Origin of the sequence: Mesorhizobium norvegicum, from assembly GCF_004919685.1 — a bacterium.
Classification (GTDB): Bacteria; Pseudomonadota; Alphaproteobacteria; order Rhizobiales; family Rhizobiaceae; genus Mesorhizobium; species Mesorhizobium norvegicum.
Map to the genome: position 1 here is coordinate 64,294 of NZ_SMYZ01000069.1, position 24,782 is coordinate 89,075.

20 protein-coding genes are annotated in these 24,782 nt (G+C 63.6%); 3 read left to right on the top strand and 17 right to left on the bottom strand.

The features are described 5' to 3' along the window. Positions 1-72: 72 nt before the first annotated feature. Both FCU66_RS27570 and FCU66_RS27575 read right to left on the bottom strand, forming a co-directional pair. Positions 73-870, bottom strand: coding sequence for a DUF427 domain-containing protein (locus tag FCU66_RS27570; protein WP_246094039.1), 798 nt, complete (start codon positions 868-870; stop codon positions 73-75). A 257-nt stretch (positions 871-1,127) separates the two neighbouring features. Beyond that, positions 1,128-2,783: an ABC transporter substrate-binding protein gene (locus FCU66_RS27575; protein ID WP_136621548.1), complete on the bottom strand. Its 1,656-nt coding sequence runs from the start codon at positions 2,781-2,783 to the stop codon at positions 1,128-1,130. A 113-nt stretch (positions 2,784-2,896) separates the two neighbouring features. Between FCU66_RS27575 and FCU66_RS27580 the strand changes: the two genes are divergently transcribed. Beyond that, the gene (locus tag FCU66_RS27580) at positions 2,897-3,799 is read left to right on the top strand and encodes a LysR family transcriptional regulator (RefSeq protein WP_136621547.1); all 903 of its coding nucleotides are present in this window, start codon (positions 2,897-2,899) and stop codon (positions 3,797-3,799) included. 33 nt (positions 3,800-3,832) lie between these two features. Here the strand turns inward: FCU66_RS27580 and FCU66_RS27585 are convergent, their stop codons facing one another. The 8 genes from FCU66_RS27585 to FCU66_RS27620 form a co-directional block, all read right to left on the bottom strand. Then, positions 3,833-5,863 carry a dipeptide ABC transporter ATP-binding protein gene (locus tag FCU66_RS27585; RefSeq protein ID WP_136621546.1) on the bottom strand — a complete coding sequence of 677 codons (2,031 nt, stop codon included), beginning with the start codon at positions 5,861-5,863 and terminating at the stop codon, positions 3,833-3,835. Next, positions 5,856-6,734, bottom strand: a complete 879-nt coding sequence (locus FCU66_RS27590; protein ID WP_136621545.1) for an ABC transporter permease — start codon at positions 6,732-6,734, stop codon at positions 5,856-5,858. The genes FCU66_RS27585 and FCU66_RS27590 overlap by 8 nt, the downstream gene beginning before the upstream one ends. Next, a complete protein-coding gene (locus FCU66_RS27595) occupies positions 6,731-7,684 on the bottom strand; it encodes an ABC transporter permease (RefSeq protein WP_136621544.1) in 954 nt (317 codons plus the stop codon). The genes FCU66_RS27590 and FCU66_RS27595 overlap by 4 nt, the downstream gene beginning before the upstream one ends. 71 nt (positions 7,685-7,755) lie before the next feature. After that, complete coding sequence (locus tag FCU66_RS27600) at positions 7,756-9,420, bottom strand: ABC transporter substrate-binding protein (RefSeq protein ID WP_136621543.1); 1,665 nt, start codon at positions 9,418-9,420, stop codon at positions 7,756-7,758. A 247-nt stretch (positions 9,421-9,667) separates the two neighbouring features. Beyond that, positions 9,668-10,852 (bottom strand): mandelate racemase/muconate lactonizing enzyme family protein, encoded by a 1,185-nt coding sequence (locus FCU66_RS27605; protein WP_136621542.1) that lies wholly within the window; start codon positions 10,850-10,852, stop codon positions 9,668-9,670. A 1-nt stretch (position 10,853) separates the two neighbouring features. Further along, on the bottom strand, positions 10,854-11,960 hold the full coding sequence (locus tag FCU66_RS27610) for a mandelate racemase/muconate lactonizing enzyme family protein (RefSeq protein WP_136621541.1): 1,107 nt from the start codon (positions 11,958-11,960) through the stop codon (positions 10,854-10,856). A gap of 35 nt (positions 11,961-11,995) precedes the next feature. After that, positions 11,996-12,688 carry a GntR family transcriptional regulator gene (locus FCU66_RS27615; RefSeq protein ID WP_136621540.1) on the bottom strand — a complete coding sequence of 231 codons (693 nt, stop codon included), beginning with the start codon at positions 12,686-12,688 and terminating at the stop codon, positions 11,996-11,998. Positions 12,689-12,921: 233 nt separating this feature from the next. Beyond that, positions 12,922-13,710 (bottom strand): HalD/BesD family halogenase, encoded by a 789-nt coding sequence (locus FCU66_RS27620; protein WP_136621539.1) that lies wholly within the window; start codon positions 13,708-13,710, stop codon positions 12,922-12,924. Positions 13,711-13,813: 103 nt separating this feature from the next. Between FCU66_RS27620 and FCU66_RS27625 the strand changes: the two genes are divergently transcribed. After that, the gene (locus FCU66_RS27625; protein WP_136621538.1) at positions 13,814-14,746 is read left to right on the top strand and encodes a LysR substrate-binding domain-containing protein; all 933 of its coding nucleotides are present in this window, start codon (positions 13,814-13,816) and stop codon (positions 14,744-14,746) included. Positions 14,747-14,767: 21 nt separating this feature from the next. On the opposite strand, the gene FCU66_RS27630 is transcribed toward FCU66_RS27625, so the two are convergent. The 3 genes from FCU66_RS27630 to FCU66_RS27640 are packed head-to-tail and all read right to left on the bottom strand — an operon-like array spanning position 14,768 to position 19,359. Next, positions 14,768-15,919 carry an efflux RND transporter periplasmic adaptor subunit gene (locus FCU66_RS27630; RefSeq protein WP_136621537.1) on the bottom strand — a complete coding sequence of 384 codons (1,152 nt, stop codon included), beginning with the start codon at positions 15,917-15,919 and terminating at the stop codon, positions 14,768-14,770. 15 nt (positions 15,920-15,934) lie between these two features. Next, positions 15,935-19,111 carry an efflux RND transporter permease subunit gene (locus FCU66_RS27635; RefSeq protein ID WP_136621536.1) on the bottom strand — a complete coding sequence of 1,059 codons (3,177 nt, stop codon included), beginning with the start codon at positions 19,109-19,111 and terminating at the stop codon, positions 15,935-15,937. Then, positions 19,105-19,359, bottom strand: a complete 255-nt coding sequence (locus tag FCU66_RS27640; RefSeq protein WP_136621535.1) for a hypothetical protein — start codon at positions 19,357-19,359, stop codon at positions 19,105-19,107. Before FCU66_RS27640 ends, FCU66_RS27635 begins: the two co-directional genes overlap by 7 nt. Before the next feature lie 260 nt (positions 19,360-19,619). On the opposite strand from FCU66_RS27640, the gene FCU66_RS27645 reads away from it, so the two are divergent. Beyond that, positions 19,620-20,210 (top strand): TetR/AcrR family transcriptional regulator, encoded by a 591-nt coding sequence (locus tag FCU66_RS27645; RefSeq protein WP_136621534.1) that lies wholly within the window; start codon positions 19,620-19,622, stop codon positions 20,208-20,210. 363 nt (positions 20,211-20,573) lie between these two features. Here FCU66_RS27645 and FCU66_RS27655 read toward each other — a convergent pair whose 3' ends face one another. From FCU66_RS27655 to FCU66_RS27670, 4 genes are all read right to left on the bottom strand, one after another. Then, entirely contained in the window at positions 20,574-21,596 is a 1,023-nt protein-coding gene (locus tag FCU66_RS27655; protein ID WP_136621533.1) for a LacI family DNA-binding transcriptional regulator, read from the bottom strand. A 227-nt stretch (positions 21,597-21,823) separates the two neighbouring features. Continuing rightward, complete coding sequence (locus FCU66_RS27660) at positions 21,824-22,615, bottom strand: ATP-binding cassette domain-containing protein (RefSeq protein WP_136621532.1); 792 nt, start codon at positions 22,613-22,615, stop codon at positions 21,824-21,826. Positions 22,616-22,618: 3 nt separating this feature from the next. Further along, positions 22,619-23,605, bottom strand: a complete 987-nt coding sequence (locus FCU66_RS27665; RefSeq protein ID WP_136621531.1) for an ABC transporter permease — start codon at positions 23,603-23,605, stop codon at positions 22,619-22,621. A 118-nt stretch (positions 23,606-23,723) separates the two neighbouring features. Then, positions 23,724-24,659 carry a substrate-binding domain-containing protein gene (locus FCU66_RS27670; RefSeq protein WP_136621530.1) on the bottom strand — a complete coding sequence of 312 codons (936 nt, stop codon included), beginning with the start codon at positions 24,657-24,659 and terminating at the stop codon, positions 23,724-23,726. Between the last annotated feature and the right edge of the window lie 123 nt (positions 24,660-24,782).

Genomic DNA, 24,782 nt, shown 5'->3' on the forward strand with positions numbered 1-24,782 from the left:
TCAGAGAGGGTATGCGCTGAGCCGTGCTTCGATCAAGCGCCCGCGCGCAAGCGACCCAAGCGGCGTCGATGCTCAGAAATAACCGCTCGACGCGGCCGTGGCTTCCTTCGGGATTTCGACGCCATCGACCAGGATCTTGTCGACCAGTTCGTGGTGGAAACAGACCAGCCCCTTGATGCGCTCCGCCTCGTGTACCGGTTCCGGATAATACCAAACGAGGTTCTCGTGACGCTTCGCCTTCGTCGTCACGTGATAATAGTTGGAGATGCCCTTGTAAGGGCAACGCGAGATGTAGCGGCTGGGCGCGAACATATCGAGCCGCGTGTCGGCGATCGGCAGATAGTGGCGCACCGGATGGCCGGTCTCGAACAGGAACACGCCGCGGCGTGAATCGGCCACCTGTTCGCCGTCGAGGATGACCTGCACGCGCCGCGAGGACGGCAGGCAGTCGACCCGGCGGAACGGATCGCGGGCGTGGACGAAGATTTCTTCGTCCTCCTCGAACCAGTGTCCCATCTTGCTCCAGGTGAACGACATGTAGTCCGATATCGGCGGACAGCCCTTGACCGGATCGAGATAGCGCCAGGCCGCGTCCTCGACCAGCGTGATACCGGTGTTGAGCGAATAGTGGGTGGCAATGCCCTTGAATGGGTCCTCTGTCGTCGTCTTGCTCGGCAGCAGGAACTCTTCGCGAACGTCGCCGATCGGGAAATAGTAGACCGGCAGGTGATCGGATTCGTAGAACACCAATGCGTTGGTCGTGTCGGCCACGGTCATTGACCCCACCTGCACACGCAGGCGCTTCTGCGTGGGCATGGTGAAGGCTATATAGCCCGGCTCGAATTCGTACTGCACGATGGTGTCGAGCAAGGGAAAATGCGGCCCACGGCCGCGCAGATGGGGCTTGCGAATGGTAGTCTCCCGTTTCTTTTCTTTTGTCATAGAGCGTTGACGCAAAGCGAGATAAGCCTGGATCAGGCCGTTAGATCGAAGGGGGCTTCGGGCGGCGAGCTTCTCTTGCATCGAGCGGCTCGAACGATGGCCCCCATCGCTCTTCGCAACCCCAGATAGTCTCACCGCCCGAAAGGCGGAATTGTCCAATCCTGCCTCTATCCCCCAATCCTGCTCTATCCCAAGGACACGCGATCGAGCAGCAGCCCGGCGGCGATCGGCGGCAGTCCGCTGACATTCTTGCGCACCGGCACCGGCAGATCGGGGAAATAGCTGAAGATGACAGGCGTCTCGTCGAGCAGCAGCTTCTGGATGTCGGAGGCGGCACTGCGCTGCGCGCCGACATCGAGCGCCTTGAGATAGCTGGTGACCATGCCGTCATAGGCCGGGCTCTTGAAATGCGCCGCGTTCCACGGGCCGTCGCTGACCAGCGGGCTCTTCAGGAACACGTTGGGCACGCTGCGATGCGCGTAGTCGGTGATGCCGAGCGGGCTATCCAGCCAGTCCGACTGGCCGAACACCGCCTTGCCGTAATATTTGTCCTGGTCCTCGATGTTGAGCGAGATGCGGGCACCGATTTCCTTGGCGAAATTCTGGAACAATTGCGCATAGCCGGGAATGTCCGAATAGCGCAGCGTCGTCAGCGTGATATCGAAGCCGCTGGCGAGGCCCGCCGCCTCAAGCAATTGCTTTGCCTTGGCTATGTCCTGGACGCGCTGCGGCACCGTCTTGTCGGTCGCCGGGAAGGCCGGCGCGAACGGGCTGTCATTGCCGGTCGCCGCCATGCCTCTGCACAGGCCGTCGACCAGCTTCGAACGATCGATGCACAGCGCCAGCGCCTGGCGTACGCGCTTGTCGGTGAAGGGGCCGGTGTCGCAGCGCATGTGAAGCTGGCGGTGTGCGGTCGAAGCGACGCGCAACACGGTGATGTCAGGGCTGTTCAGCACCACCTGGCTGACATCGAGCGGAACAGCATCGAGAATGTCGACCTCGCCGGCCTGCAGCGCCAGGATGCGCGGCTGCACGTCGCCGTAGAACTTGAACTCGAGACGGTCGGGCAGCGCCTTCTCACCCCAATAGTCGGGGTTGCGGACAAAGGTCGCGCCGACCTTGGGCGTGTAGGTCTCCAGCCGGAATGGCCCGGTGCCTTCAAAAGTCTTTTCGTAATCGCCCTTGTAGCTCGCCGGCAGGATGACGGCGTTGTAATTGTCGATCGACACCGAATAGGGAAAGCTGCCATTCGGCGCATCGAGGTGGAAGGCGACGGTGTGGTCGTCGACCTTCTGGGTGCCGCCCTTCGACAGCAGACCTTTGAACACCGATAGCGCGTTGGAAGCGCCGTTGGGGTCGGCCAACCGGTCGAAGGTCGCGACGACGTCGTCGGCCTTGAAGTCCTCGCCATTGTGGAATTTCACGCCCTTGCGCAGCTTGAAGGTCCACACGCTACCATCCTCGTTCGGCGCCCAGCTCTCCGCCAGCACCGGCTTCAAGGTGAGGTCCGGCTGCGTGACGCAGAGAAACTCGGCGGTCTGGAAAACCAGCTGGTAGCTGCCGCTGTCGTAATAGGTGACGGGATCGATGGCGCCGCCCGGCGTCGCCACGCCGGCCCGCACCGTGCCGCCCGGCTTGCCCTCGGCGCGTGCCTGCTGCGTGCCGAGGCCGCTTGCTGCGACAAGGCTGCCCAGAAAGGGCAGGGAGAGGCCAAGCACGCTGCCATGGCGCAGGAAGTCGCGGCGGCCCATCCTGCCGGCCAGCAATTCGTCGACAGCGGAATTTTCGATTGCGGTGAGCGTTCTGCGAGCGTTGTCGATCATCCTGAAATGCTTGGGCATGGCTGGATTCCTCGCTTGTCTTGGGGTTCGGCCATCTAGTTCATTGTTGACTGCCGCCGGAAAGCGATATTTTTTGATAGGGGTCATCGAAATTTTCGATGCAAGAGGTGGGCATGGACACTGAAAATCTGCGCAGCTTTCTCGAAGTCGCCACGCATGGCAGCTTCACGGTCGCGGCCAGCCGGCTCAACCTCGCCCAGTCCACTGTCAGCGCGCGGATCAGGGGGCTGGAGGAGCAGTTAGGCCGCCGGCTTTTCGTGCGCGACCGCGATGGCGTCACGCTGACGCCGGCCGGCCGGCAGTTCCTGCCGCATGCCTCTTCCATCACCCGCACCTGGGAGCAATCGCGGCAGGACATCGCCGTTCCCGATGGCTATGAGACCTTGTTGCGGCTGACCGCGCCGGCCTATCTGTGGGACCGCATCACCTCGCCATGGGTCGAGTGGATGCGCGCCAGGCGGCCGAACGTGGCGCTGCGGCTCGAAGGCAGCTTTCCGGACTCTGCGATCGATCAGCTGGCGGAAGGCCTGCTCGACATCTGCATCCTCTATCTGCCGCGACCGCATCCCGGCATCGTCTACGAAACGCTGGCCGTCGATCAGGTCGTGCTTGTCCAGCATGCCGCGCAGACCAAGCCGTGGACCGAAAACTACATTCTGATGGACTGGGGGCTGGAATTCCGTATCGAGCACGACCGCGCCTTTGCCGGCATGGTCAAGCCTGCCATCTCGGCCGGACTGGTCTTCATCGGCCTGCAGCACGTGCTGTCGCAGCAGGCCGCCGCCTATCTGCCGCTCAGCGCCGTCAGCGGTCATATCGAGCGTGGTGAGATGCGGCGCATCGACAACGCGCCGGTGTTCCAGCGGCCGATCTACCTTGCCTATCCCAGCAACCCTGTCTCGTCGGACGTCTTGGATGTCGCTTTGACTGGGTTGCGCACGTTGGCGAGAGACTGGGCGGAGGGGCAGGGCTTTTCAGAAGGCGACCGTTCCCTGAGCATGGCGGGCCAGGTCTGACCGGCCAAGCCACACTCGCGGCGGTGACGCTCGCTATGCCGGCTCGGTCACGGCCGCTTTCTGCAGCCTGGCCAGTTCGGCGTAAGGAATATGGCAGCGGATCGAATGGCCGGGCTGTGCCTCGCTGAGCGGCGGCTCCTGCTGCTCACAGATAGGGCCTATCTTGCGCGGGCAGCGTGTGTGGAACACGCAGCCAGACGGCGGGTTGGTGGCGCTGGGGATTTCGCCGTCGAGACGAATGCGCGCCGTCTCGGTCTGGTCGAGTTTTGGCACGGCCGACAGCAGCGCTTCGGTGTAGGGGTGGTGCGGCCCGGAAAAGACGTCTTCCGACGGTCCGAGCTCCATGATGCGGCCGAGATAGAGCACGGCGATCTTGTCGGAGAGGTAACGCACCACGGCCAGATCATGCGAGATGAAGATGTAGCTGACGTCTTCCTTCGACTGCAGGTCGGCGAGCAGATTGAGGATCGCAGCCTGCACCGACACGTCGAGCGCCGAGGTCGGCTCGTCGCACACCACGATGCGCGGGTCGCCGGCGAAGGCGCGCGCGATGGCGACGCGCTGCTTCAGGCCGCCGGAGAGCTGGCGTGGCTTGACGGCGAGATGGCGGTCGGTGAGCCGCACCGAGCGGACGAGGTCGTTGAGACGCGCATCCAGCGCCTTGCCGGAAAGGCCCGCCAGCCGCTTCAACGCGCGGCCGATCAGGTGGCGGATCGAATGCGAGCGGTTGAGCGCGGAATCCGGATTCTGGAAGACGATCTGCATCGCCTTGATCTGGTCGTCGCTGCGGTTCTCCAGCCGCGGCGCCAGTGCCTTGCCTTCCAGCTCGATGGTACCGCCTTCGTCGGGCGGCACCAGGCCGAGCAGCAGCCTGGCGAAGGTCGTCTTGCCGCTGCCGGACTCGCCGACCAGCCCGAGCGTCTCGCCGGGCCGCAGATCGAGCGACACGTCCTTGACGGCGCGCAGCGCATGGCCATGGCTGGCATAGGTCTTGTTCAGCCCGGCGACGCGCAGCACCGGTGCTGCCGCCGCCTTTGGTGCGGGCGCCACATCGCTCGGTGTCGCGCGCGGCAGCGCCTGCGCCTTGTCGTGATGGAAGCAGCGCGACAGCCGGCCGCCCAGATCATAGAGCGGCGGCAATTCGCTGCGGCAGCGGTCGTCGGCGAGCGCGCAGCGATCGGCGAAGGCGCAGCCTTTGATATCGGCTCCAATGCCGGGCAGAAAACCCGGAATGGTGTCGAGGCGACCCTGATCCTTGCGTTGGCCACCGCGCGGCAGGCAGCGCAGCAGCGCAACGGTGTAGGGATGGCGCGGATCGTTGAAGATGACATCCGTCGGTCCTTCCTCGACCAGCATGCCGGCATAGAGCACGCCGACCCGGTCGCACATGTTGGAGACGACGGCGAGGTTGTGGCTGATGAACAGGATCGAAGCCGACAGTTCCTGCCGCAGCTGTGCGATCAGGTCGAGCACCTCGGCCTCCACCGTCGCATCGAGGCCGGTGGTCGGCTCGTCGAGGATCAGCATCGAGGGATCGTTGGCCAGCGCCATGGCAATCGCCACGCGCTGCTGCATGCCGCCGGAAAGCTGGTGCGGGTAGCGCTGCATGACGCTTGTCGGGTCGGAGATGCGCACGCGGTTCAGCATGGCGATGGCGCGGTCGGTGGCCGCTTGTCCGGAGATGCCGCCGAGTTCAAAAATCTCGGTCAGCTGGCGGCCGACGCGGATCGACGGGTTCAGCGCCTTGCCCGGGTCCTGGTAGACCATCGAGACGCTTTCGGCCCGCGCCCGCCTGAGCGCCTCGGCATCCAGTTTCATCACATCCTGGCCGTCGAGCGAGATCGCGCCGCCAGTGATCGAGCCGTTGCGCGGCAAATAGCGCACGACGGTGAGCGCCACGGTGGATTTGCCGCAGCCGGATTCGCCGACCAGCCCATAGGCCTCGCCCTGGCCGATGGTGAGGCTGAGGTTGCGCAGCACCGCGCGGTTGCGGCCGGCGACGCGGTAAGCAACCGACAGATCGGTGAGTTCAAGGGCGTTCTTGGCCTTGGCGGACTTAGTCATTGAGCGCTCCGTGAACGCCGTCGGCCGCCAGATTGACGCCGATCACCAGCGAAGCGATGGCCAGCGCGTCGAACAGCACCGTCCACCAGAAGCCGCCGCCGATCATGCCGTAATTGTTGGAGATCGAGAGCCCCCAGTCGGGCGACGGTGGCTGGATGCCGAAGCCCATGAAGGAGAGCGTGGCGACGGCGAAAATGGCATAGCCGAGCCGCACGGTGGTTTCGACCAGGATCGGCGGGATGACGTTGGGCAGGATCTCGACGAACATCGTATGCAGCGCGCTTTCATGCCTGAGCTGTGCGGCGGCGACATAGTCGAGTTCGCGCTCGGCCAGCACCGCGGAGCGCACGGTGCGCGCGATGATCGGCGCGAAGCTGAGGCCAATGACGACGATGACCGTCGTCTTGGATGTGCCGAGCGCAACGATGGCCAACAGCGCGACGATGACCACCGGGATCGCCATGAAGGCTTCGAGGATGCGGCTGACGACATCGTCGACGAGGCCGCGAAAATAGCCGGTGAGCAGGCCGAGCGCGGTGCCGGCCACCGTCGCCAGCAAGGTCGCCAGTGGTGCAACGGTCAGGATGTCGCGCGAACCGACGATGACGCGCGAGAAGACGTCGCGGCCGATCTGGTCGGTGCCGAACCAGTGTTCTGAAGAGGGCGGCGCCAGCGCATTGATTATGTCGTCGGCAAGCGGGTCATAGGGTGCGAAATGTTCGCCGAACAGTGCGCAGGCAACCCAGAACAGCACGATCGCGAAACCAACAAGGAATGTTCGGGAGCGCAGCAGCGAGAAAAAGACCTCGGCCAGCGGGCCGCGCCGGCGCGTGTCGTCGGGGGTGGGGGAAGTGGTCTGGACGGCGCTCATTGATCTGACCCCAGCCGGATGCGCGGATTGAGCACGGAATAGAGGAAGTCCGCCACAAGGGTGGCCACGGCATAGACGATGCCGATGGTGAGAATGCCGGATTCCAGCATCGGGAAATCCTTGCCGCGCGCGGCGGTGAAGATCAGCGAGCCGATGCCCTGGTAGCGAAACAGCGTTTCGATGACGACGAGGCCGCCGATGAGATAGCCCGTCTGCGTCGCGATGACGGTGATGGTTGGCAACAATGCGTTGCGCAGCACATGCCGCCAGATCACCGTGCGCCATGGCAGGCCCTTCAGCACCGCGGTCCGCGTGTAGTCGGAATCGAGCGCCTCGATCATGCCGGAGCGCGCCATGCGGGCGATGTAGCCGAACAGCACCAGGAACAGCGGCAGCGAAGGCAGGATCAGATAATAGAGCTGCGTGAAGAAGCCGGCGTTGCGCGGCCATGCGGCCGATATCGGTAGCCAGCGCAGCCACACACCAAAGATCAGGATCAGAATGATGCCGGTGACGAACTCGGGCAGAACCGTCACCGACAGGCCGCCGAGGCTGATGATGCGATCGAGCGGGCGGTTGAGGTTGAGTGCGGCAACGACGCCGCCGAGGATGCCGATCGGCACCACCAGCACGAAGGCGACCGCCGCCAGCTTCATCGAATTGCCGAGCGCATCGATGACGAAGGGCGCGACCGGCGAGCGGAAGATGTAGGACGTGCCCATGTCGCCCTGGACGAAGTTGGAGATCCAACCCCAGTACTGGGTCAGCAGCGGGCGATCGACGCCAAGCGTGTGATTGAGCGCATCGACCGCGCGCTGGTCGGCGAACGGGCCCAGTATCGCGCGCCCGACATTGCCTGGCAGCACCTGGCCGCCCAGAAACACCATGATGCTGAGCAGGAACAGCGTCACCAGCGACAGCGAGACACGCCGGACAAGGAAGGAGAGAATGGCTAAGACTCCTTGTGGAGCCAGCCCCCGTGAGGGAGCTGGCTGTTACAGGATTGGCTTTCCCTTTCCGTTCAGGCCTTCGATGCCTTGTCGAGGAACAGCTGCGACATCGCGGTCGGCTGCACGCCGGCCACGCCTTTCGCCGTCGCCGTCAGATAGTCGTAGAAATAGCCGAAGATGACCGGCGTTTCTTCGAGCAGCAGGTTCTGGATCTTGCCTGCCGTTGCCTTCTGCGCCTCGAGGTCGAGTGCGGCGATGTAGCTGGTGGCGAGCGTGTCGTAGTCCTTGTTCTTGAAGTGCGCGGCGTTCCAGGTACCGTCGCTCTTCAAGGGCGCGGCCAGGAAGACGTTCGGCACGCCGCGGTGACCGTAATCGGTGATGCCCATCACCGAATCCAGCCAGTTCGATTTGCCAAACACCGCATCGCCGTAATAGGCGCCCTGGTCGAGGATGTTGAGCTCCAGTTCGATGCCGATCTCCTTGACCCAGTTCTGGATGAGCTGGGCGTATTCGGGGATTTCGAGGTAGCGCTCGGTGGTCAGCGTCACCTTGAAGCCCTTGCCGGCGCCCGCGGCTTCCATCAGCTGCTTTGCCTGGGCGATATCCTGCTTGCGTTGCGGCACACTCGCATCGGTCGAGGGATAGGCCGGGGCGAACGGGCTGTCATTGCCGGGCGAAGCACGGCCTTTCATCAGGCCGGCAACCAGCTTGTCGCGGTCGAGGCTGAGGGCGATGGCGCGACGTACGCGCGGGTCCTTGAACGGATCGGAATCGCAGCGCAGATGCAGTTGCTGGTGCGCGACCGACTTCAGGCTGATGATGTCGATGCCCGGATCGTTGAGCAGTGCGACGCCGGCCAGCACGGGCAACTGGTTGATGATGTCGACCTGGCCGCCCTGCAGTGCCAGGATCTGCGGCTGCGTGTCGGCGAAGAAGGTGAACTCCGTCCGCTCGGGCAACGCCTTCGGTCCCCAGTAGTCTTCGTTGCGGACGAAGGAGGCGCCGACCTTCGCCGTGTATTTCTCGATCTTGAACGGCCCGGTGCCGTCGAAGCTTTTCTCGTAGTCGCCCTTGTAGCTCGCCGGGATGATGACGGCGTTGTAGTTGTCGGAAGACAGCATGTAGGGGAAGTTGCCGTTCGGGGCGTCGAGGTGGAATTCCACCGTGTAGTCATCGACCTTCTTTGAGGCGCCCTTCTGCAGGATGCCGTTGAACACCGACAGTGCGTTGGACGAGTTTGCCGGGTCGGCAAGGCGGTCGATGCTGGCCACGACGTCGTCGGCCTTCATCTCGCCGCCGCTGTGGAACTTCACGCCCTTGCGCAGCTTGAAGGTCCACACCGTGCCGTTGTCGTTCGGCTTCCAGCTTTCGGCCAGCGCCGGCTGCAGCACGAGGTCTGGGCCGTCGACGCAAAGGAATTCGGCAACCTGCTGCATGACCAGCAGGCCGCCGGCGTCCGCGATGGTGACAGGGTCGATTGTCGCCGCCGGCACGCTGCTGGCAACGCGGATGGTGGCGCCGGGCGCGCCCTGGGCGCGCGCCAGCGACGGCATGCCGCCGAGGCCGGCTGCCATGCCGATACGGCCCAGCAGCGGCAGCGACAGGCCGAGCAGGCTGCCGTGGCGGACGAAGTCGCGGCGGCTGACCCTGCCGTCGACGAGGCCGTCGATCAGGTGATTTTCAAGCGGCGAGCGATTGCGCCGGATCAGGTCGAGAATGCTGTAATTCTTGCTCATGGGTTTTTACCCTTTCCCCTATTTCTTATGGTTGGCGAAATTTCGTGGATTGCTCCATTTTCCGGCCGCCAGAGAGGTCTGTCGACTGGAACTTTAGCATGCGGTTTTGTCCGGTCCATCCAGTCGTGGCGTCGATGTGCCGGATTCTTGGCTGCACTGCTCCATCGTCTTGTCCGACCTTCCCGACCGAAATCGCGGCGGCTGGCTTCTCGTCTCTTGGCCACTTGTCTTGGTCGCTTGCCGTCATCTAGTTCAGCGGCAAACGGCGATAGGTTCCGGGCTTTGCCGGGTCATGATACTTGTTGCACGGTCCTTTCTCGGTAAAGTCTCTGTGACAGGCAGCGAGGTGTTCCCGCGACAGGGTGACGCCGAGACCGGGACCTTCCGGGACGCGCACGACGTTGCTTCTGGGCGAAAACGGCCCTTCCTCGGTGACATCCATCGGCAGCATGCGAAACAGCGACTGGTTCGGCTCCCTGATCCAGCCGAGTGCCGCGCACAGATGCAGATAGGCAGCACTTCCGATGCCGCTGTCGCCGCTGTAGCACCAGAAATCGATGCCGGCGTGCTCGCAGGCGCCGACGAAGCGCAGCAGGCGGCCGATGCCGCCATGCGTCGTCGGGTTGCCGACGAAGGCGTCGGGCACTTTCATCTCCATGGCGCGCGCAATGTCGATGTTGTGCGTCGAGAACGGGATCGAGCAATGGCGGCGCAATTCGCGCATCTCCTCGATGGTCGCTACCGGGTCCTCCCAGTTGCGCACCCCGAGCTCTTCCAACGGCCGCGCCAGCCGACGCGCGGTGCTGAGCGAATAGGCCTGGTTGGAATCGATGCGGATCATCGCATCGTCGCCGAGTTTGCGGCGGATCAGCTCGACCATCCTGAGCGAGACTTTCGGGTCCTCGGTCGAGAACTTGCCCTCGAAGAAGGTCGTTCCGTGCGTCTCGTTCAGTTCGACGCAATAGTCGGCGACTTCCTCCGGCGTCGTCTCGCCCTTCACATCAGGCCCGTCGCCGCGCAGCGAGAAATAGTCGGTGAACGGGATGTCCTTGCGCACGGCGCCGCCAAGCAGCTGGTAGAGCGGCTGGTTCCAGGCCTTGCCGCGCAGATCCCACAACGCCATCTCGATGGCGCCGAAAGCCATGATGCGGGTGCGGTCGTTGATCGACTGCACACCGGTCCAGTAGGGCAGGCAAACGTTCTCGGCGCCGGCGATGTCGAAGGCATCGCGGCCGACCAGGCGTGGCGCCAGGACATCATTGATGATCGCGGCCGCCGCCGGTGTCGGCGCCTCGCCAAGGCCGATCAAGCCATCCTCGGTCTCGACCTCGACAATGGTCGGCGAAAATCCGTCGAGCTCGCCGAACACCCAGGCGTAGGGCGCCTCGAGGCGCAGATTGATCGGCGTGGCTTTGATGCTGCGGATTTTCATCTCAGCGGCCGACCTCGAAGAAAGGCTTGCCCAGCAGATCGGGAACGACGTCGATGCCTAGGCCGGGGCCATCTGGAATGCCCATGCGGCTGCCGGTGACCGGAGGCATGTTCGACGCCGTGCGCACCGTCACCCATTCATGGAAGGCGATGGCGTGCAGTCGGCGCTCCTCTGGCGTCGACAGCGACAGGTGTGCCATGGCCGCGGTGTCGATCTCGGCGCCGCCGGTGTCCTCGACCGTGATCATGAAGCCCAAATCGACGGCAACATCGCGGATCTGCCGGGTCTTCGTCACGCCGCCCAGCCGCGAGATCTTCAGCGTCAGCCCGTCGGCCGCGCCCAGGCGATGAATTTCCAGCATCTCCTCGAGCGAGGTGACGGATTCGTCGAGCACCATCGGCTTGTCGAGCATGCGGCGCACCGACATGTTTTCCTCGATCGTCGTGCAGGGCTGTTCGAACGTGTAGTCGATGCTGCGCGTGGCGTCGGCGAACTGGCGCGCCTGGTAGGGTGTCCAGCCGGCATTGGCGTCACAGAAGATGACCGTGCCTTTCGGCACCGAAGCGGCGACCGCGGTGACGCGTTCGATGTCGTCATGGACATTGCCGCCGACCTTGACCTGCAGCCGGTGGAAGCCGTCCTTGACGATGCGCTTGGCCAGCGCGGCCATGGCCTCGACGCTGCCATGGGTGACAACCTTGTAGAGTTCAGCCGTCTCGCTCTCCCGACCGCCGAGCAGCGTGACCAGCGGCACGTCGGCGGCGCGCGCCGCGAGATCCCAGCAGGCCATGTCGAGTGCCGACTTGATGTAGGGGTGGCCCTTGAACACCGTGTCCATCAGCCGCCCGACGCTGGCAAGCCCGCGTGGATCGTGACCGATCAGATGCGGCGCGATCTCCACCACGCCGGCGCGAACGCCGGCGGCGAAGGCGGCCGAGTAGAAATTGCCGAGCGGCGCCATCTCTCCCCAACCGGTGATGCCGCTGTCTGATGTCATGGACACGATCACCGCGTCGAAGGCGTCGGCCTCGCGCCCCTTCGACATGCGATAGGGCCCGTCCACGAAGGGCTGCACGACATGGTAGGCTTTGATGGTCTCGATCTGCACGTGTCTTGTCCGCTGTCTGTGATGGTGGGAACGGGTCAGGCGCCCCTCGATGGGCGTTGTTCGAGGCCGCGCGCGTAGGAAAGCAACTCCTCGAAATCGAGATCGATGTGCTCCCTGGCATGGCGCTGGGCTGCACGCATATCCTTGCCCTTCAGCAACCGCACATAGGTTTCGTGAACGTCTTCGGCCGGCACCGGCTCATTGCGGGCATGCTGGTGGAGTGCAAAATACATCTGCAGCCGGCTGGTCAGCCGTTGCCAGGTTTCCAGCAGCACCGAGTTGTCGGCCCATTCGTAGATCAGGCCATGCAGTTGCAGCGCTGTTTCGATTTGGCGTGTCGTGTCCAACTCACGGGTCGCCAGCTTCACTGCTTCGTGGCGCCGGTCGAGCTCGTCGTAGAAGCGCTGGTCGCGCAGCGGCCAAGCCCGCTCGATGGCCAGCTCGTCCATCACCTTGTTGAACGAATAGGCATCGTCGATGTCCTTGGCTGTGACCTCGATGACGAAGGTGCCGGCATAGGGAATGCTGGTCAGGATGCCTTCCTGCACCAGCTCGCGCATCGCCTCGCGCAGCGGCGCACGGCTGACGCGCATTTGTTCGGAGATACGGAGCTCGTTGAGCTTCTGACCGGGTTCGAGCTGGCCGGTCAGGATCGCACGCCGCAGCAGCGCGACGATCTCGGCGCGGCGCGTGGTGTCCGCGATCGGACTGAAATCCACTTTCCCCATTCGGTCGCTCCCAAGGAAACCGAAAGCAAGACAAGCAGATTGTCGACAATCTAACAAGAGGCTATTTCTGAATTGATTGCCGACGCTGCAGAGACCGTTTCGAAATTCGCTCTGGCGAGTCATATGGTGGCGGTTTCGAGAACCGGAGCGCAGCGGACATTTGGGTCCGTGAGCACCGGAAGCGCAGAAAACGCCGCTAGATGGCCGCCAGAGTAGAATTTCCAAACGGTCTCTCAGGCCGCGCGGCCGTAGAAGCCGACGCGCTCCTCGGCGCTGAACATCACGCCGGGCTTCTCATAGTAGGAAAACACCGCGATCATGCGCTCACGCTCGCCTTCGACGGTGGTGACGCGATGCGCGGTGTTCTTGCCGCGGAAGACATTCAGCGTGCCCGGCTTCATGCGCAGGATCTTTGCATCGGGGTCGCGCCCTTCGAGCAGTCTGGCGACGCCGTCATAGTTCGGATTGTCGTCAGATCGCAGATCGGTGCGGTATTCGAGGTCGCCGCCACGCTCCGCTGCTTGCAGCAGCAGCGTCGTCGTGAATTCAGAACGGTCGAAATGCCAATTCAGCGCCTCGCCGGCGCGATAGGCCATGACATTGGTGCGGGCCAGCGGATCCTGCATGACATGCAGCCTGGTCTTGCCCATCGTTGCCGCCAGGAAGCGCAGCAGCGGCTCGTATTCGTAGATGGCGAGCACGACGCTGCCCGGGATCTGGTCGGCGCAGACGGTGTGGCTGATGGTCTCGACCTTGCGCAGCGCCGGATGGTCGGGCGCAAGCTCGGGGATATCAGGCTTGAAGTAGATGTTGTGCATGCGCTTGTGCACATGCGATCGCGCGGCCATCACCGGCTGGATTTCGCGCACGGCTTGTTCTGCCACGCCGGGGCGCAAAAACCCTTCGAGATTGAACATACCGTCGGCTTCGATGGCGGCGATGGATTGTTCGACAAGGCGCTGCCATTCGGCGCTGCCTTCGCGGTCGAGCGGATAGCGGTCGAGATCGAGGATGTCTTTCATCGTCATGGGCTCCGAGGTTTCGAGCCTATGAGACGGCAAAAAAATCTTTCTCTCAACGCCGAAAATAATTAGGATTGAGCAAGAAAAACTTATGGAGCCTGGTGTGGAACGGTTGCCCCCGCTGAATGCGATCAAGGCCTTCGAGGTCGCCGCCCGCGCCGGCAGCTTCACTCTGGCCGCCGCTGAACTCGGCGTGTCGTCGGCGGCGGTCAGCCAGCAGATCCGCAATCTCGAAACCTGGTTCGGCAAGCAATTGTTCGTGCGCAGCGGCAACCGCATCGCGCTGACAGACGCCGGCCACGCCATCTATCCGCAGACGGCGAAGGCTTTGGGAGACATCGCCGCCATAGGCCAGCGCATGCTGGAGGGAGGAGTGCGGACGCGTCTGGTCGTCAGCGTGCCATTCTCGCTGGCCGAACTGTGGCTCGCGCCAAGGCTGGCCACGCTTCTTGATGCCTTCCCGCAGATGGCGATCGACGTCCGGGTCGAGGACGATCCGGTCGACCTGATGCGCCAGAACATCGATCTGCGCATCAGCTATGGCGACTATCACTATCCGGGATTGAAACTCGTTCGTCTCGTCCATGACGACGTCCTGCCGGTCTGCGCGCCGGAATTCTGGCGCCGGCACGGCAATGGCGATCCCGGTCTGGCCGATCTGCACGAGAGCCAGTTCATCCACACCAATTGGGGCCCGAACTATGCCTCGCACCCGACCTGGGCGGATTGGTTCGCGGCATCCGGCGGCAGCCGCTCGCCCGACCCGTCGCACGGGCGGCGGGTCGGCCTGTCCAGCCTGGCAATCGCCTCGGCGAGGCTGGGCCTGGGCATCGCCCTTGGTCAGCGGGTCATGGCGCGCGCCGATCTGGAGGCCGGCCGGCTCATAGCGCTCTCATCCGTATCGGTTCGCCTCGGGCATCCCTATTGTGCGTTCATGCCGCCGGCCAAGGCCGACCGCGCCGATGTCGCCCGCCTGGTGGAACTGCTCACGAAAACGGCGCCCGCGACCTGTGGGAAGGTCGGGGCGCCGCGCTGAAGCCGGTCCTGACGGGGGTGTTCAGGTGGCCGGCTTTTCCGGCATCGGCGATACCGGCGCTCCGGGGCCGATTTTTTGCAGATTGCCCGTGATCACCTGGTCGCCTTCGGCGACGCCGCTCAGGATGGCGACCTGATCGCCGCTCGTCGGTCCGAGCGAAACCAGCCGCTGGTCGACCGTGTTGCCCTTGCCGACGACATAGAGATATTTGCCGAGCTGGCTCGAGCCCAGCGCCGTCTGCGGCACCATAAGCGCATCGGCCTGCTGCCTCACATGCAGCCGGACACGAACATATTGCCCGGGCAGCAGCGTGAACTTGCCGTTGCCGATCGTGGCGCGCGCCGTGATCGTGCCGGTCGAACGATCGACCGAATTGTCGATGAAGGTAAGCTCGCCCTTCTGGCTGGCTTCGGTCTCACCAGGAAGCAGGACCTCGACCTCGATCGGGCCGTTCGCACGCGCCTGTTCGATCTCGGCCAGATCCGTCTCGCTCGGATTGAAGGTGACGTAGATCGGATCGAGTTGCACCAGCGTGTTGAGCACCGTGCCGGCGACGCTGACCAGCGTTCCGACCGAGGCCTGGTTGCGGCCGAGGCGCCCGCCAAACGGCGCGCGGATTTCGGCATAGCTCAAATTGAGCTCTGCCGTGCGGACCGCCGCCTGGTTGAGCGCCAGCGACGCTTGCGCTTCGCGCAAGGTGCTGGTGCGCTGGTCGAAGCCGTCCTTGGCGAGGTAGCCGCTCTTGGCAAGCTCGGTGCCGCGACCAAGGTTTGAGCGGGCATAATCGAGCGTCGCCGTGTCGCGCTGCACCTGGGCCTTCGCCCGGTCAAGAGCCGCCTGGAAGTCGTCAGGTGAGATCTTGTAAAGAAGATCGCCCTGCCGGACATCGACACCGTCGGCAGCGGTCTGCTCCTGCAGATAGCCTGGAATCCTGGCCTGCAAGGTGATGCTGCGGATAGGCTCCGTCCGCGCGGCATAGTCGAGATAGATCGGGATCGTCTTCTTGACGACGCTGACCACCGGCACCGGCATGACGAACGCCGCCGGGGCGGGTGCGGCACCAGCCGTACCGGCATTGAGGCTGAGATTGCCCATGTCGAGCAGGTGGACGCTGGCCACCGAGATCGCACCCAGCGCGACAGCCGTCCCCAACGCGATTTTCCATTTACGCATGATTAGTCTCCAATCTTATTCGGCCGCTTCCGCCAGGGGAGGGAAGGCGGGCTTAGTCGTTGGTTCATTGTCTTGAGAGGCGGGCTCGTCATTGCCGCGTCGTTCGCGCAGCTGTTCGATGACCGCGTAGAAGACCGGCACGAACACCAGCGACAGGATCGTCGCTGCGACCATGCCGCCGAACACGGTGGTGCCGATCGATTGACGGCTCGCGGCACCGGCGCCGGTCGCAAACATCAGCGGCAGCACGCCGAGGATGAAGGCGAAGGCCGTCATCAGGATCGGCCGCAGCCTGAGCCGTGCTGCTTCCATCGCCGCATCGACGATGCTGAGGCCTTCCTCGCGCCGTCGCCGGGCGAACTCGACGATCAGGATCGCGTTCTTCGCCGCCAGGCCGATCAGCATGACGAAGCCGATCTGCGAGTAGACGTCGATCTGCATGCCGCGAGCCCACAGCACCACGAACGCGCCGAACAGAGCGAGCGGCACCGCCAGCAGCACCATGAACGGCATCGCCCAGCTCTCATATTGCGCCGCCAGGATCAGGAAGACGAAGACGATGGCGAGGCCAAAGACGACGGACGCGATCGATCCTGCCTTGAGCTCCTGGAAGGTGATGCCGGTCCATTCGAAACCGAAATCCCTGGGCAGTGCGGTGGCGGCCGCCCGTTCCATCGCGGCGACTGCTTGGCCCGAAGAGAAGCCGGGTGCGGCACCGCCATTGATCGAGGCCGAGGCGTTGTTGTTGTAGTGCGGCACGGTTTCCGGGCCGACGAAGGGCACGAGTTTGCCCAGCGTGCTGAGCGGCACCATGCCGCCGGAGGCATTGCGCACATAGAGCCGCGAAATGTCGGCGGCACCCGCACGTGCATCCTTGTCGGCCTGGATGGTCACCCGGAAGGTGCGGCCGAACAGGTTGAAGTCGTTGACGTAGAGCGAGCCGAGATAGATCTGCAGCGTGTTGAACACGTCCGGCAGGTTGAGACCGAGCAGTTTCGCCTTGCTGCGGTCGAGGTCGTAGTTGAACTGCGGCGTCGAGGTCGAGAACGGCGAGAACAGCTGCTGCGGATTGATCTCCGGCTGCTTGCGCGCCTCGGCGATCACCGCTTGCGTGGCATCGTTGAGGGCTGAGCTGCCGCGACCGGTGAGATCCTCGACGACGAATTCGAAGCCGCCCGTGGTGCCGATACCAGGGATCGACGGCGGATCGAAGCTCAGCGCAAAGGCTTCCGGAATCTGCATCAGCTTGCCGCGCACGTCGGCGACGAGCTTCGAGGCACTCTGGTCGGGACCGCGTTCCTCCCAGGGCTTCAGGATGGCGAATTCGACCGCCGAATTCGACTGCGCGGCACTGGTCAGGAAGTTCAGGCCGCTGATCGAGCCGACGATGTCGACGCCGGGTGTCGCCTGCAGGATGTCGCGCGCCTTTTGCGCCACCGCGTCGGTGCGCTCCAGCGACGCGCCGTCGGGCAACTGGATGACGACGAAGAAATAGCCCTGATCCTCGACCGGAAGGAAGGTCGAGGGCAGGCGCTGCCAGACGAAATAGGTGGCGACCAGTCCTGCCGCGAACAGGCCAAGCATGATCCAGCGCAAGCGGATGAGGATGCGCACGCCATTGGCATAGGCATGCGACAGCCTGTCGAAGCCGGTGTTGAACCAGCGGAACGGGGCGAACTGTGTCTCGCCGCGATGCCGCAGGAAGGCGGCGCTGAGCGCGGGGCTCAGCGTCAGCGAATTGAAGGCGGAGATGCCGACGGAAATCGCCACCGTCAGCGCGAACTGGTTGTAGAGCTTGCCGGAGACGCCGGGAATGAAGGCAACCGGCACGAACACCGCCATCAGCACGGCGGTGGTCGCGATGATCGGACCGGTGACCTCGGCCATCGCGGCCTTTGTCGCCGCAAGCGGCTTGAGCCCGGCCTCCAGCTGTCGTTCGACATTCTCGACCACGACGATGGCGTCGTCGACGACCAGGCCGATCGCCAGCACCATGCCGAGCAGGGAGAGCATGTTGAGCGAGAAGCCGAGCATCTCCATGACGACCAGCGTCGCCACCAGCGACACCGGAATGGCGATGGTCGGGATAATCGTCGTGCGCCAGCTCTGCAGGAAGATGAACACCACGGCGACGACCAGCACCAGCGCTTCGCCGAGCGTGATCAGCACGTCATGCATCGACGCCGACACGAAGCGGGTGGTGTCGTAGTGCATCGCATAGGCGACGCCCTTCGGGAACCGGCCCGAAAGCTCCTGCATCTTGTCCTTGACGCGCTGCTGCAGATCGAGCGCGTTGGAGCCGGGCATCTGGTAGACGGCGAGCACCACGGTCGGGTCCTTGCCGAAGAAGGCCGACGACGAATATTGCAGCGCGCCAAGCTCGATGCGGGCGACGTCGCGCAGCCTGACCAGCGAGCCGGTGTCCGTGTTGGCGCGCACGACGATGTCGCCGAATTCCTTGGGATCGCTCAACCGGCCGATGGCATTGACCTGCATCTCGAAGGCAGTGCCGGCCGGCGCCGGCGACTGGCCGATCTTGCCGGCCGCCACCTGGACGTTCTGTTCGGCGATGGCGTTTTGCACGTCGACCGCGGTGATGCCGAGGTTGGCGAGCTTGTCGGGATCGAGCCAGACGCGCATCGAATAGCGCCGCTCGCCGAAAATCTGCACATCGCCGACGCCAGGCAGACGCTTCAGCGGATCGACCACCTGCAGATAGGCAAGGTTGCTCAGCGCCACCGGATCGACCGAACTGTCTGGCGAGGTCAGGTTGACGATGAGGACGAAGTTCGGGTTCTGCTTCTTGATCGTCACGCCGCCCTGGTTGACGATCGCCGGCAGCGACGAGGCGGCCTGCGAGACGCGGTTCTGGACGTCGACGGCGGCGGTGCTCAGCGAATAACCGACATCGAAGGTGATGGTGATGGTCGAGGAGCCGTCATTGGAGCTCGTCGACGACATGTAGGTCATGCCTTGCACGCCGTTGATCTGCTGCTCCAGCGGCGTCGTCACCGTGTCGGCCACCACTTGCGCGCTGGCGCCCGGATAGTGGGCGCTGACCACGACCTGCGGCGGTGTGATGTCGGGAAACTGCGAGACGGGCAGCAGGAAATAACAAATCGACCCGGCGAGCACCATGATGATGGCGATCGCCGAGGCGAAGATCGGACGGTGGATGAAAAAGTTTACCACGACACGCAAGCCTCCCCGGCTGCTCTTGCCCGCCCGAAGGCGCTGGCAACCCTGGACAGCCCTTGGCCGCGCCCGTCGCCGGGCTCGTCCAGCGAACGCAGCAACGGCACCTCGCGGCGCTGCGCATCGGCAAGCGAGCGCAGCATCCTTTCGAAGGCGCGCGGGTCGACGCCATCTGCTTTCATGACCAGCCGGATCATCGGATCCCGGACGGCTTCATCTATGGTAAGATCGCGGCGCTGTGGCATTGGCCGGCTCCTTGTCTGTCGATTCGCAGCCCATGCTCACGAACCGTTTTTTGATCTCTTCACCGGCCGAGGCCGCATGATCCGCAATTTTCGCCCATCTCGATCTGGCCCATCTGATCTGGTAGGACCAGTTCACAGCCTTGTGATTGACGAAAGGCGATATAGGTGTTACCAGTAAGTAACATTCGTGACGTTACAGACCGGTAACACCATAGTCAAGAGGCGTACCGAGGGATTTTTGGGAAACCAAGGAGGTTTTGATGGAAGACGGCACTGTGGAACGCGCTCGCCCCCGGGACAGGATCCTGGAGACGGCGCAGGACATGTTTCACAAGCATGGCATCAAGGGCGTCGGCATCGACGCCATCACTGAGGCCGCCGGAACCAACAAGATGACGCTCTATCGTCATTTCGATTCAAAGGACGACCTCATCATCCAGTGCCTGCGCGCCACCGCCTGCAAGGCCGGCGCCATGTGGGAAAAGTTCGAAACCGAGCATCCCGGCGACAAGCTGGCGCAACTGCATGCCTGGGTCCGGATCGCCGCCGATATGCTCAGGGCTGACGGCCGCGGCTGCGACATGGCCAATGCCGCCGTCGAGCTAAGCGAGACCGATCATCCGGCAAGACGTGTGATCAAGGAGCTCAAGGAAGCCCAGCGCGATCGGCTGGTGACGCTTTGCAGGGATGCTGGCATCGGCCAGGCCGAACTTCTCGCCGATACGCTATCGCTTCTGCTTGAAGGCGCTCGTGTCAGTGTCCAGAGTGTCGGTACGGAAGGCCCCAGCGCACAGTTCGTCCGCATGGCGGAAGGACTGATTGTTTCCTTCAGGGGCACGGCTGCCGGCTGAAGTCTCCCTCGATTACCGTTTGATTGGCGAGCCCTGATTCAGAGCACCCAGCCGCAGGCTGGAAGGTGCCTCACTCCTTGAGCGTGAGCAGCAATGCAATCTTTGTTGACTGGAACGAAAAAAGCCCGCTGCCGGGAGGAGGTGGCAGCGGGCTCGATTTCGAGTGTGGCGCGGGAGGAGGTGCACCCCACTCAGCGTCGGCATCGCATCTGGGAGGAGTAGATGGCCGACAACCAGAAGCTATGACGTGCCCAACGATTCGGCAATCGTGGATCGTGCATAGCAGCTGTGCAGATTTGCTGTATCGCCCGCGAAAGTTGTCGAGTGTGACCAGAAAAGCTCAGGCGCCATCCAGGCGCGGCTTTACTGTACCGGAACGTTTTCCCTGAAGATCAAGCGCGGCTCGATGAACTTCCGCGTCAGATAGGGCGCCGAGGATGCAATCGAGCCGAGCAGGCGAATGACCGACTGTTCCGCGATCAGTCTGGCATTCTGGTCGATGACGACATCGACCAGGTCGTCGACGAGATGGCCGCGCGTGTCCTTGGTCAAGTCGTGGCAGATGAACACCGGCTTGCGGTTCGGCCTGGCTTCCCGGATCGCCTTTGCGACGCCCGAGTGTCCGGCTCCAACGCAATAGATGCCGAGCAGCTCCGGCTCGTTGTGCAGCGCCTTCATGGTCTCGGTGTAGCTGACGTCGGGCTCGTCGTTGATCTCGACGGCGCTGCTGACCGTCAGATTGGGAAACTCTTCATTGAGCACCGAGCGGAAACCCATTTCGCGCTCCTCGTGGCCGCGATAGGAGCGCGAGCCGACGACCATCGCCAGATGGCCGGTGCGGCCGCCAAGGAAGCGTCCCATCAACAGTGCCGCCGTTCGTCCGGCCACGCGGTTGTCGATGCCGACATAGGCAGAGCGCGGTGCCGCCGGAACATCGGACACCAGCGTCACCAGGCGCATGCCGGCGTCGACGATGTCGCGCAGGATGTTGCGCGTGCGCGGATGATCAACGGCGATGACGCCGACGCCATTGGCCCTGAGCGAGAGGTTTTCGACGGCTGTCTGCAATGCGTTCGGCGAGATTCCGGCAAGGTTGTGGATCCGGCACGAGGCGACAAGCGGCAGGCGCGCGGCATAATCCTCGATATGCCCGGCGAGATCGCGCATGAAGGCATTGCTGCCGATCGGCAGTAGGAATTCAAGGTGGGCGGGCCGCGAGGGCAGCGTCACCTGATCGGCAACCGGCAGGTAGCCGAGCTGCTTGGCCGCCTCCATGACGCGCTGCCGGTTTGCCGCACTCGCACCGGGCCGGTTGTTGAGCACCCTGTCGACCGTTGCGGTCGACAGCCCGCAGCTGCGGGCGATATCGGAGACGGTGGCTTTCATGCCGCAACCCACAGCCCGCAATTGCGGGCGATATCCGAGACGATGGCTTTCATGCCGCAACCCAGCCCGCAATTGCGGGCGATATCCGAGACGGTAGCTTTCATGCCGCAACCCTATGCGCCGATGCGATGCCGCGCCAGACGAGCGATGCGATCTGAGGTGTCGGATGATTGCCGCCCATCAGCCACATGCGCATTAGATTGCCTCGACAAGACGGCCGCCCGTTCTCAGTGCGATGGCTTGCCATCGGCGATGGCATCGCGGATTTCCTTGTCCGACATGCCGGTGATGATCCGCTCGACCTCCGCCACGCTGGTCTTCTTCGGGTCGATGTCGTCGGCGACCACCTTGCCCCGGCGCATGACGACGATGCGGTCGACCACCTGGAAGACATGGTGGATGTTGTGGGCGATGAAAATGCAGGAATGGCCGGAATCGCGGGCGTTGCGCACGAAACTCAGCACGCCCTGTGTTTCGGCGACGCCGAGATTGTTGGTCGGCTCGTCCAAGATGATCAGGTCGCTGTCGAAATGCATGGCGCGCGCGATCGCCACCGCCTGGCGCTCGCCGCCCGAGAGCGAGCCGATCGGCGTCGTCGGCGGGATGTTCTTGGAGATGCCGACCTGCTTGAGCAGGTCGCGGGCGACATTGTTCATGGCGTCCTGGTCCATCCGGTTGAGGAAGCGCGGCGGCTTGATCGGCTCGCGTCCGAGGAACAGATTGCGGGCGATTGACAGTTGCGTGACCAGTGCCGAGTCCTGGTAGATCGTCTCGATGCCGTGGGCGATGGCGTCGCTGGTGGTGCGCAAATTCACCTTCTTGCCGCGGATGAAGATGTCGCCGCTGGTCAGCGGAACCGCCCCCGAGAGCACCTTGATCAGCGTCGACTTGCCGGCGCCATTGTCGCCGAGCAGGCCGACGATCTCGCGTTCATTGACGTGGAAATTGGCATCCTCCAGCGCCTGCACGCGGCCATAGGACTTGCGGATGTTCTGCATGCGGATCAGCGGCTCGGCCATGGTTCAAGTCCCCGCCTGATGCCGGCGTTCCAGCCATGAATGCAGCGCCATCATGCCAAGGATGATCGCGCCGATGAAGATGTTGTAGGCAAGGCCGGGCACGCCGATCAGCACGATGCCGTTGCGCATGACGCGCAGGATCAGGATGCCGAGCACGGTGCCGATGATCGTGCCGCGCCCGCCGGTCAGCGCCGTGCCGCCGATCACCACCATGGCGATGACTTCGAGCTCGTAGCCGGTGCCGCTGTTGGGGTTGGCTGCCGAAGTGCGCAGCGAAGAAATGACGCCGGCGAGCGAGGCCATGACCGACGACAGCACGAACAGGCCGATCTTGACGCCGCTGACGTTGACGCCGCGGGCGCGCGCCGCACTGGGGTTGCCGCCGGCCGCCTGGATCCAGTTGCCGGTGCGGCTCTGCGTCAGGACATAGCCCAGCGCAATCGCCGCGGCGATGAACCAGAACAGCGACATGTAGATGCGGAACGGCCCAATGAAGAAGTCGCCGACCAGCGCCTCCGCCAGCCAGCTGCCTTCGGCGCTCCAGGTGCGCTGCGGAAAACCATCGGTGACGAAAAGCGCGGTGCCGCGCACCACCAGCAGCATGCCGAGCGTCACCAGGAAGGATGGGATCTTGAGCTGTGTCACGAACCAGCCATTGACCAGCCCGATGCAGGCGGCGACCAGCAGCGCGGCGACAAAGCCGACTTCCAGCGAAGTCAAGCCGCTGTTGAACAGCGTCCACATCAGCACCGGCGAGAAACCGAACAGCGAGCCGACCGACAGGTCGAATTCGCCCGACGTCATCAACAGCGTCATCGCCAGCGCGATCAGGCCGAGCTCGACCGTGAAGGCCAGCGTGTTGGAGATGTTCTGCGGCGACAGGAAGTCGTGGTTGAAACCCCAGAAAACGGCGATCTCGACGACGAGCAGCACGAAGGGGCCGAATTCTGGCCGCGCGATCAGGCGTTGGATGAGCGAACGATTTTCCACGAGCAACCCGCGACATGAGTGGAAAGGCTGAGCCTTGCACATCCGCGTGCGAAGGACTCGGCGAAATGGGAAGTCAGCCGCGACCGCCGGGGCGGTCGCGACTGCTAGGGTTGGGATGTTACTTGCCGGACAGGATGTCGTCGTAGACCTGCGCGGTGTCCTTTTCGTAGAGCGCGCCGGTGATGACGTTGAAGCCCGGAGGAATGCCGCTGGCGGCCATGTTGGCCAGCGAAAGCGCGACATAGCTGGTCGCCTGCGGGTCCTGCCACTGGCCGGCATTAACATAGCCGTTCAGCACTTCCTGGGTGGTGTCGAGCGAGTTGCCCCAGCCGACGACCGGGATTTCGCCCGCCTTGATGCCGGCCTGGTCGAACACACGCTTGATCGAGCCGGTGACGAGGTCGCCGAGACCGATGATCGCCTTGACCTTGGCCTTGTTGGCGGTGAGGTAGTCGACCATGCGGTTGATGGCTTCGGCCTGGTCGAGCGTCGCTTCGGTGATTTCATAGGTGATGCCGAGCGGCTCGAAGACGCTCTTGATGCCTTCTTCTTCCTGGACGCCGTAGGTGGCGCCGGGGATTTCGACCGGCATCCAGACGAAGTCGCCCTTCTTCACCAGGCCCTTGTCGACCAGATACTGCGCCCAATGCTTGCCGAAGGTGACATTGTCGCCGCCGACATAGGCGTTGAAGTCGGCCTTCGGGTCCGGCGTGTTGAAATTGATGATCGGGATTTTCGCCGCCCGCGCTTCCTTGACGATCTCGATCAGGCTGCCCGGATCGGGGCTCGTGGTGACGATGCCATCGGCCTTGGCGGAGAGGGCGGCGCGAACCGCTTCCTGCTGGGAGGCCACATCGCCATTGTGGAACGAGGTGTTGACGGTGTTGCCGGTGTCCTTGGCCCATTGCTTGGCGCCGGCGAGGAAGTAGGTCCAGACCGGATCAGCCGGGCCGCCATGCGAAATCCAGTAGAACGTCTTGGCCTGTGCCGCTGCTGGTATCACCATCAGCGCCACCAACAGGCCGTATAGAACGAGTCTTAGCCGTGTCAGCATTTGATTTCCTCCCGTTTGCAGATGATCAGTTCCGGATCCGTCCCTTGTGTTCCGGCGACAGCCGGATTGCGTCTTTTGCCAGCGCCGGTTGGATGCGTCAGAGCATTCCCTTTTTCGGCGGAT

Coding starts and splice junctions, on each gene's coding strand:
- FCU66_RS27605 (WP_136621542.1), bottom strand. CDS start 10,852: ATGAAAATCCGCAGCATCAAAGCCACGCCGATCAATCTGCGCCTCGAG.
- FCU66_RS27585 (WP_136621546.1), bottom strand. CDS start 5,863: ATGACTAAGTCCGCCAAGGCCAAGAACGCCCTTGAACTCACCGATCTG.
- FCU66_RS27670 (WP_136621530.1), bottom strand. CDS start 24,659: ATGCTGACACGGCTAAGACTCGTTCTATACGGCCTGTTGGTGGCGCTG.
- FCU66_RS27615 (WP_136621540.1), bottom strand. CDS start 12,688: ATGGGGAAAGTGGATTTCAGTCCGATCGCGGACACCACGCGCCGCGCC.
- FCU66_RS27580 (WP_136621547.1), top strand. CDS start 2,897: ATGGACACTGAAAATCTGCGCAGCTTTCTCGAAGTCGCCACGCATGGC.
- FCU66_RS27575 (WP_136621548.1), bottom strand. CDS start 2,783: ATGCCCAAGCATTTCAGGATGATCGACAACGCTCGCAGAACGCTCACC.
- FCU66_RS27590 (WP_136621545.1), bottom strand. CDS start 6,734: ATGAGCGCCGTCCAGACCACTTCCCCCACCCCCGACGACACGCGCCGG.
- FCU66_RS27645 (WP_136621534.1), top strand. CDS start 19,620: ATGGAAGACGGCACTGTGGAACGCGCTCGCCCCCGGGACAGGATCCTG.
- FCU66_RS27655 (WP_136621533.1), bottom strand. CDS start 21,596: ATGAAAGCCACCGTCTCCGATATCGCCCGCAGCTGCGGGCTGTCGACC.
- FCU66_RS27600 (WP_136621543.1), bottom strand. CDS start 9,420: ATGAGCAAGAATTACAGCATTCTCGACCTGATCCGGCGCAATCGCTCG.
- FCU66_RS27620 (WP_136621539.1), bottom strand. CDS start 13,710: ATGAAAGACATCCTCGATCTCGACCGCTATCCGCTCGACCGCGAAGGC.
- FCU66_RS27630 (WP_136621537.1), bottom strand. CDS start 15,919: ATGCGTAAATGGAAAATCGCGTTGGGGACGGCTGTCGCGCTGGGTGCG.
- FCU66_RS27660 (WP_136621532.1), bottom strand. CDS start 22,615: ATGGCCGAGCCGCTGATCCGCATGCAGAACATCCGCAAGTCCTATGGC.
- FCU66_RS27640 (WP_136621535.1), bottom strand. CDS start 19,359: ATGCCACAGCGCCGCGATCTTACCATAGATGAAGCCGTCCGGGATCCG.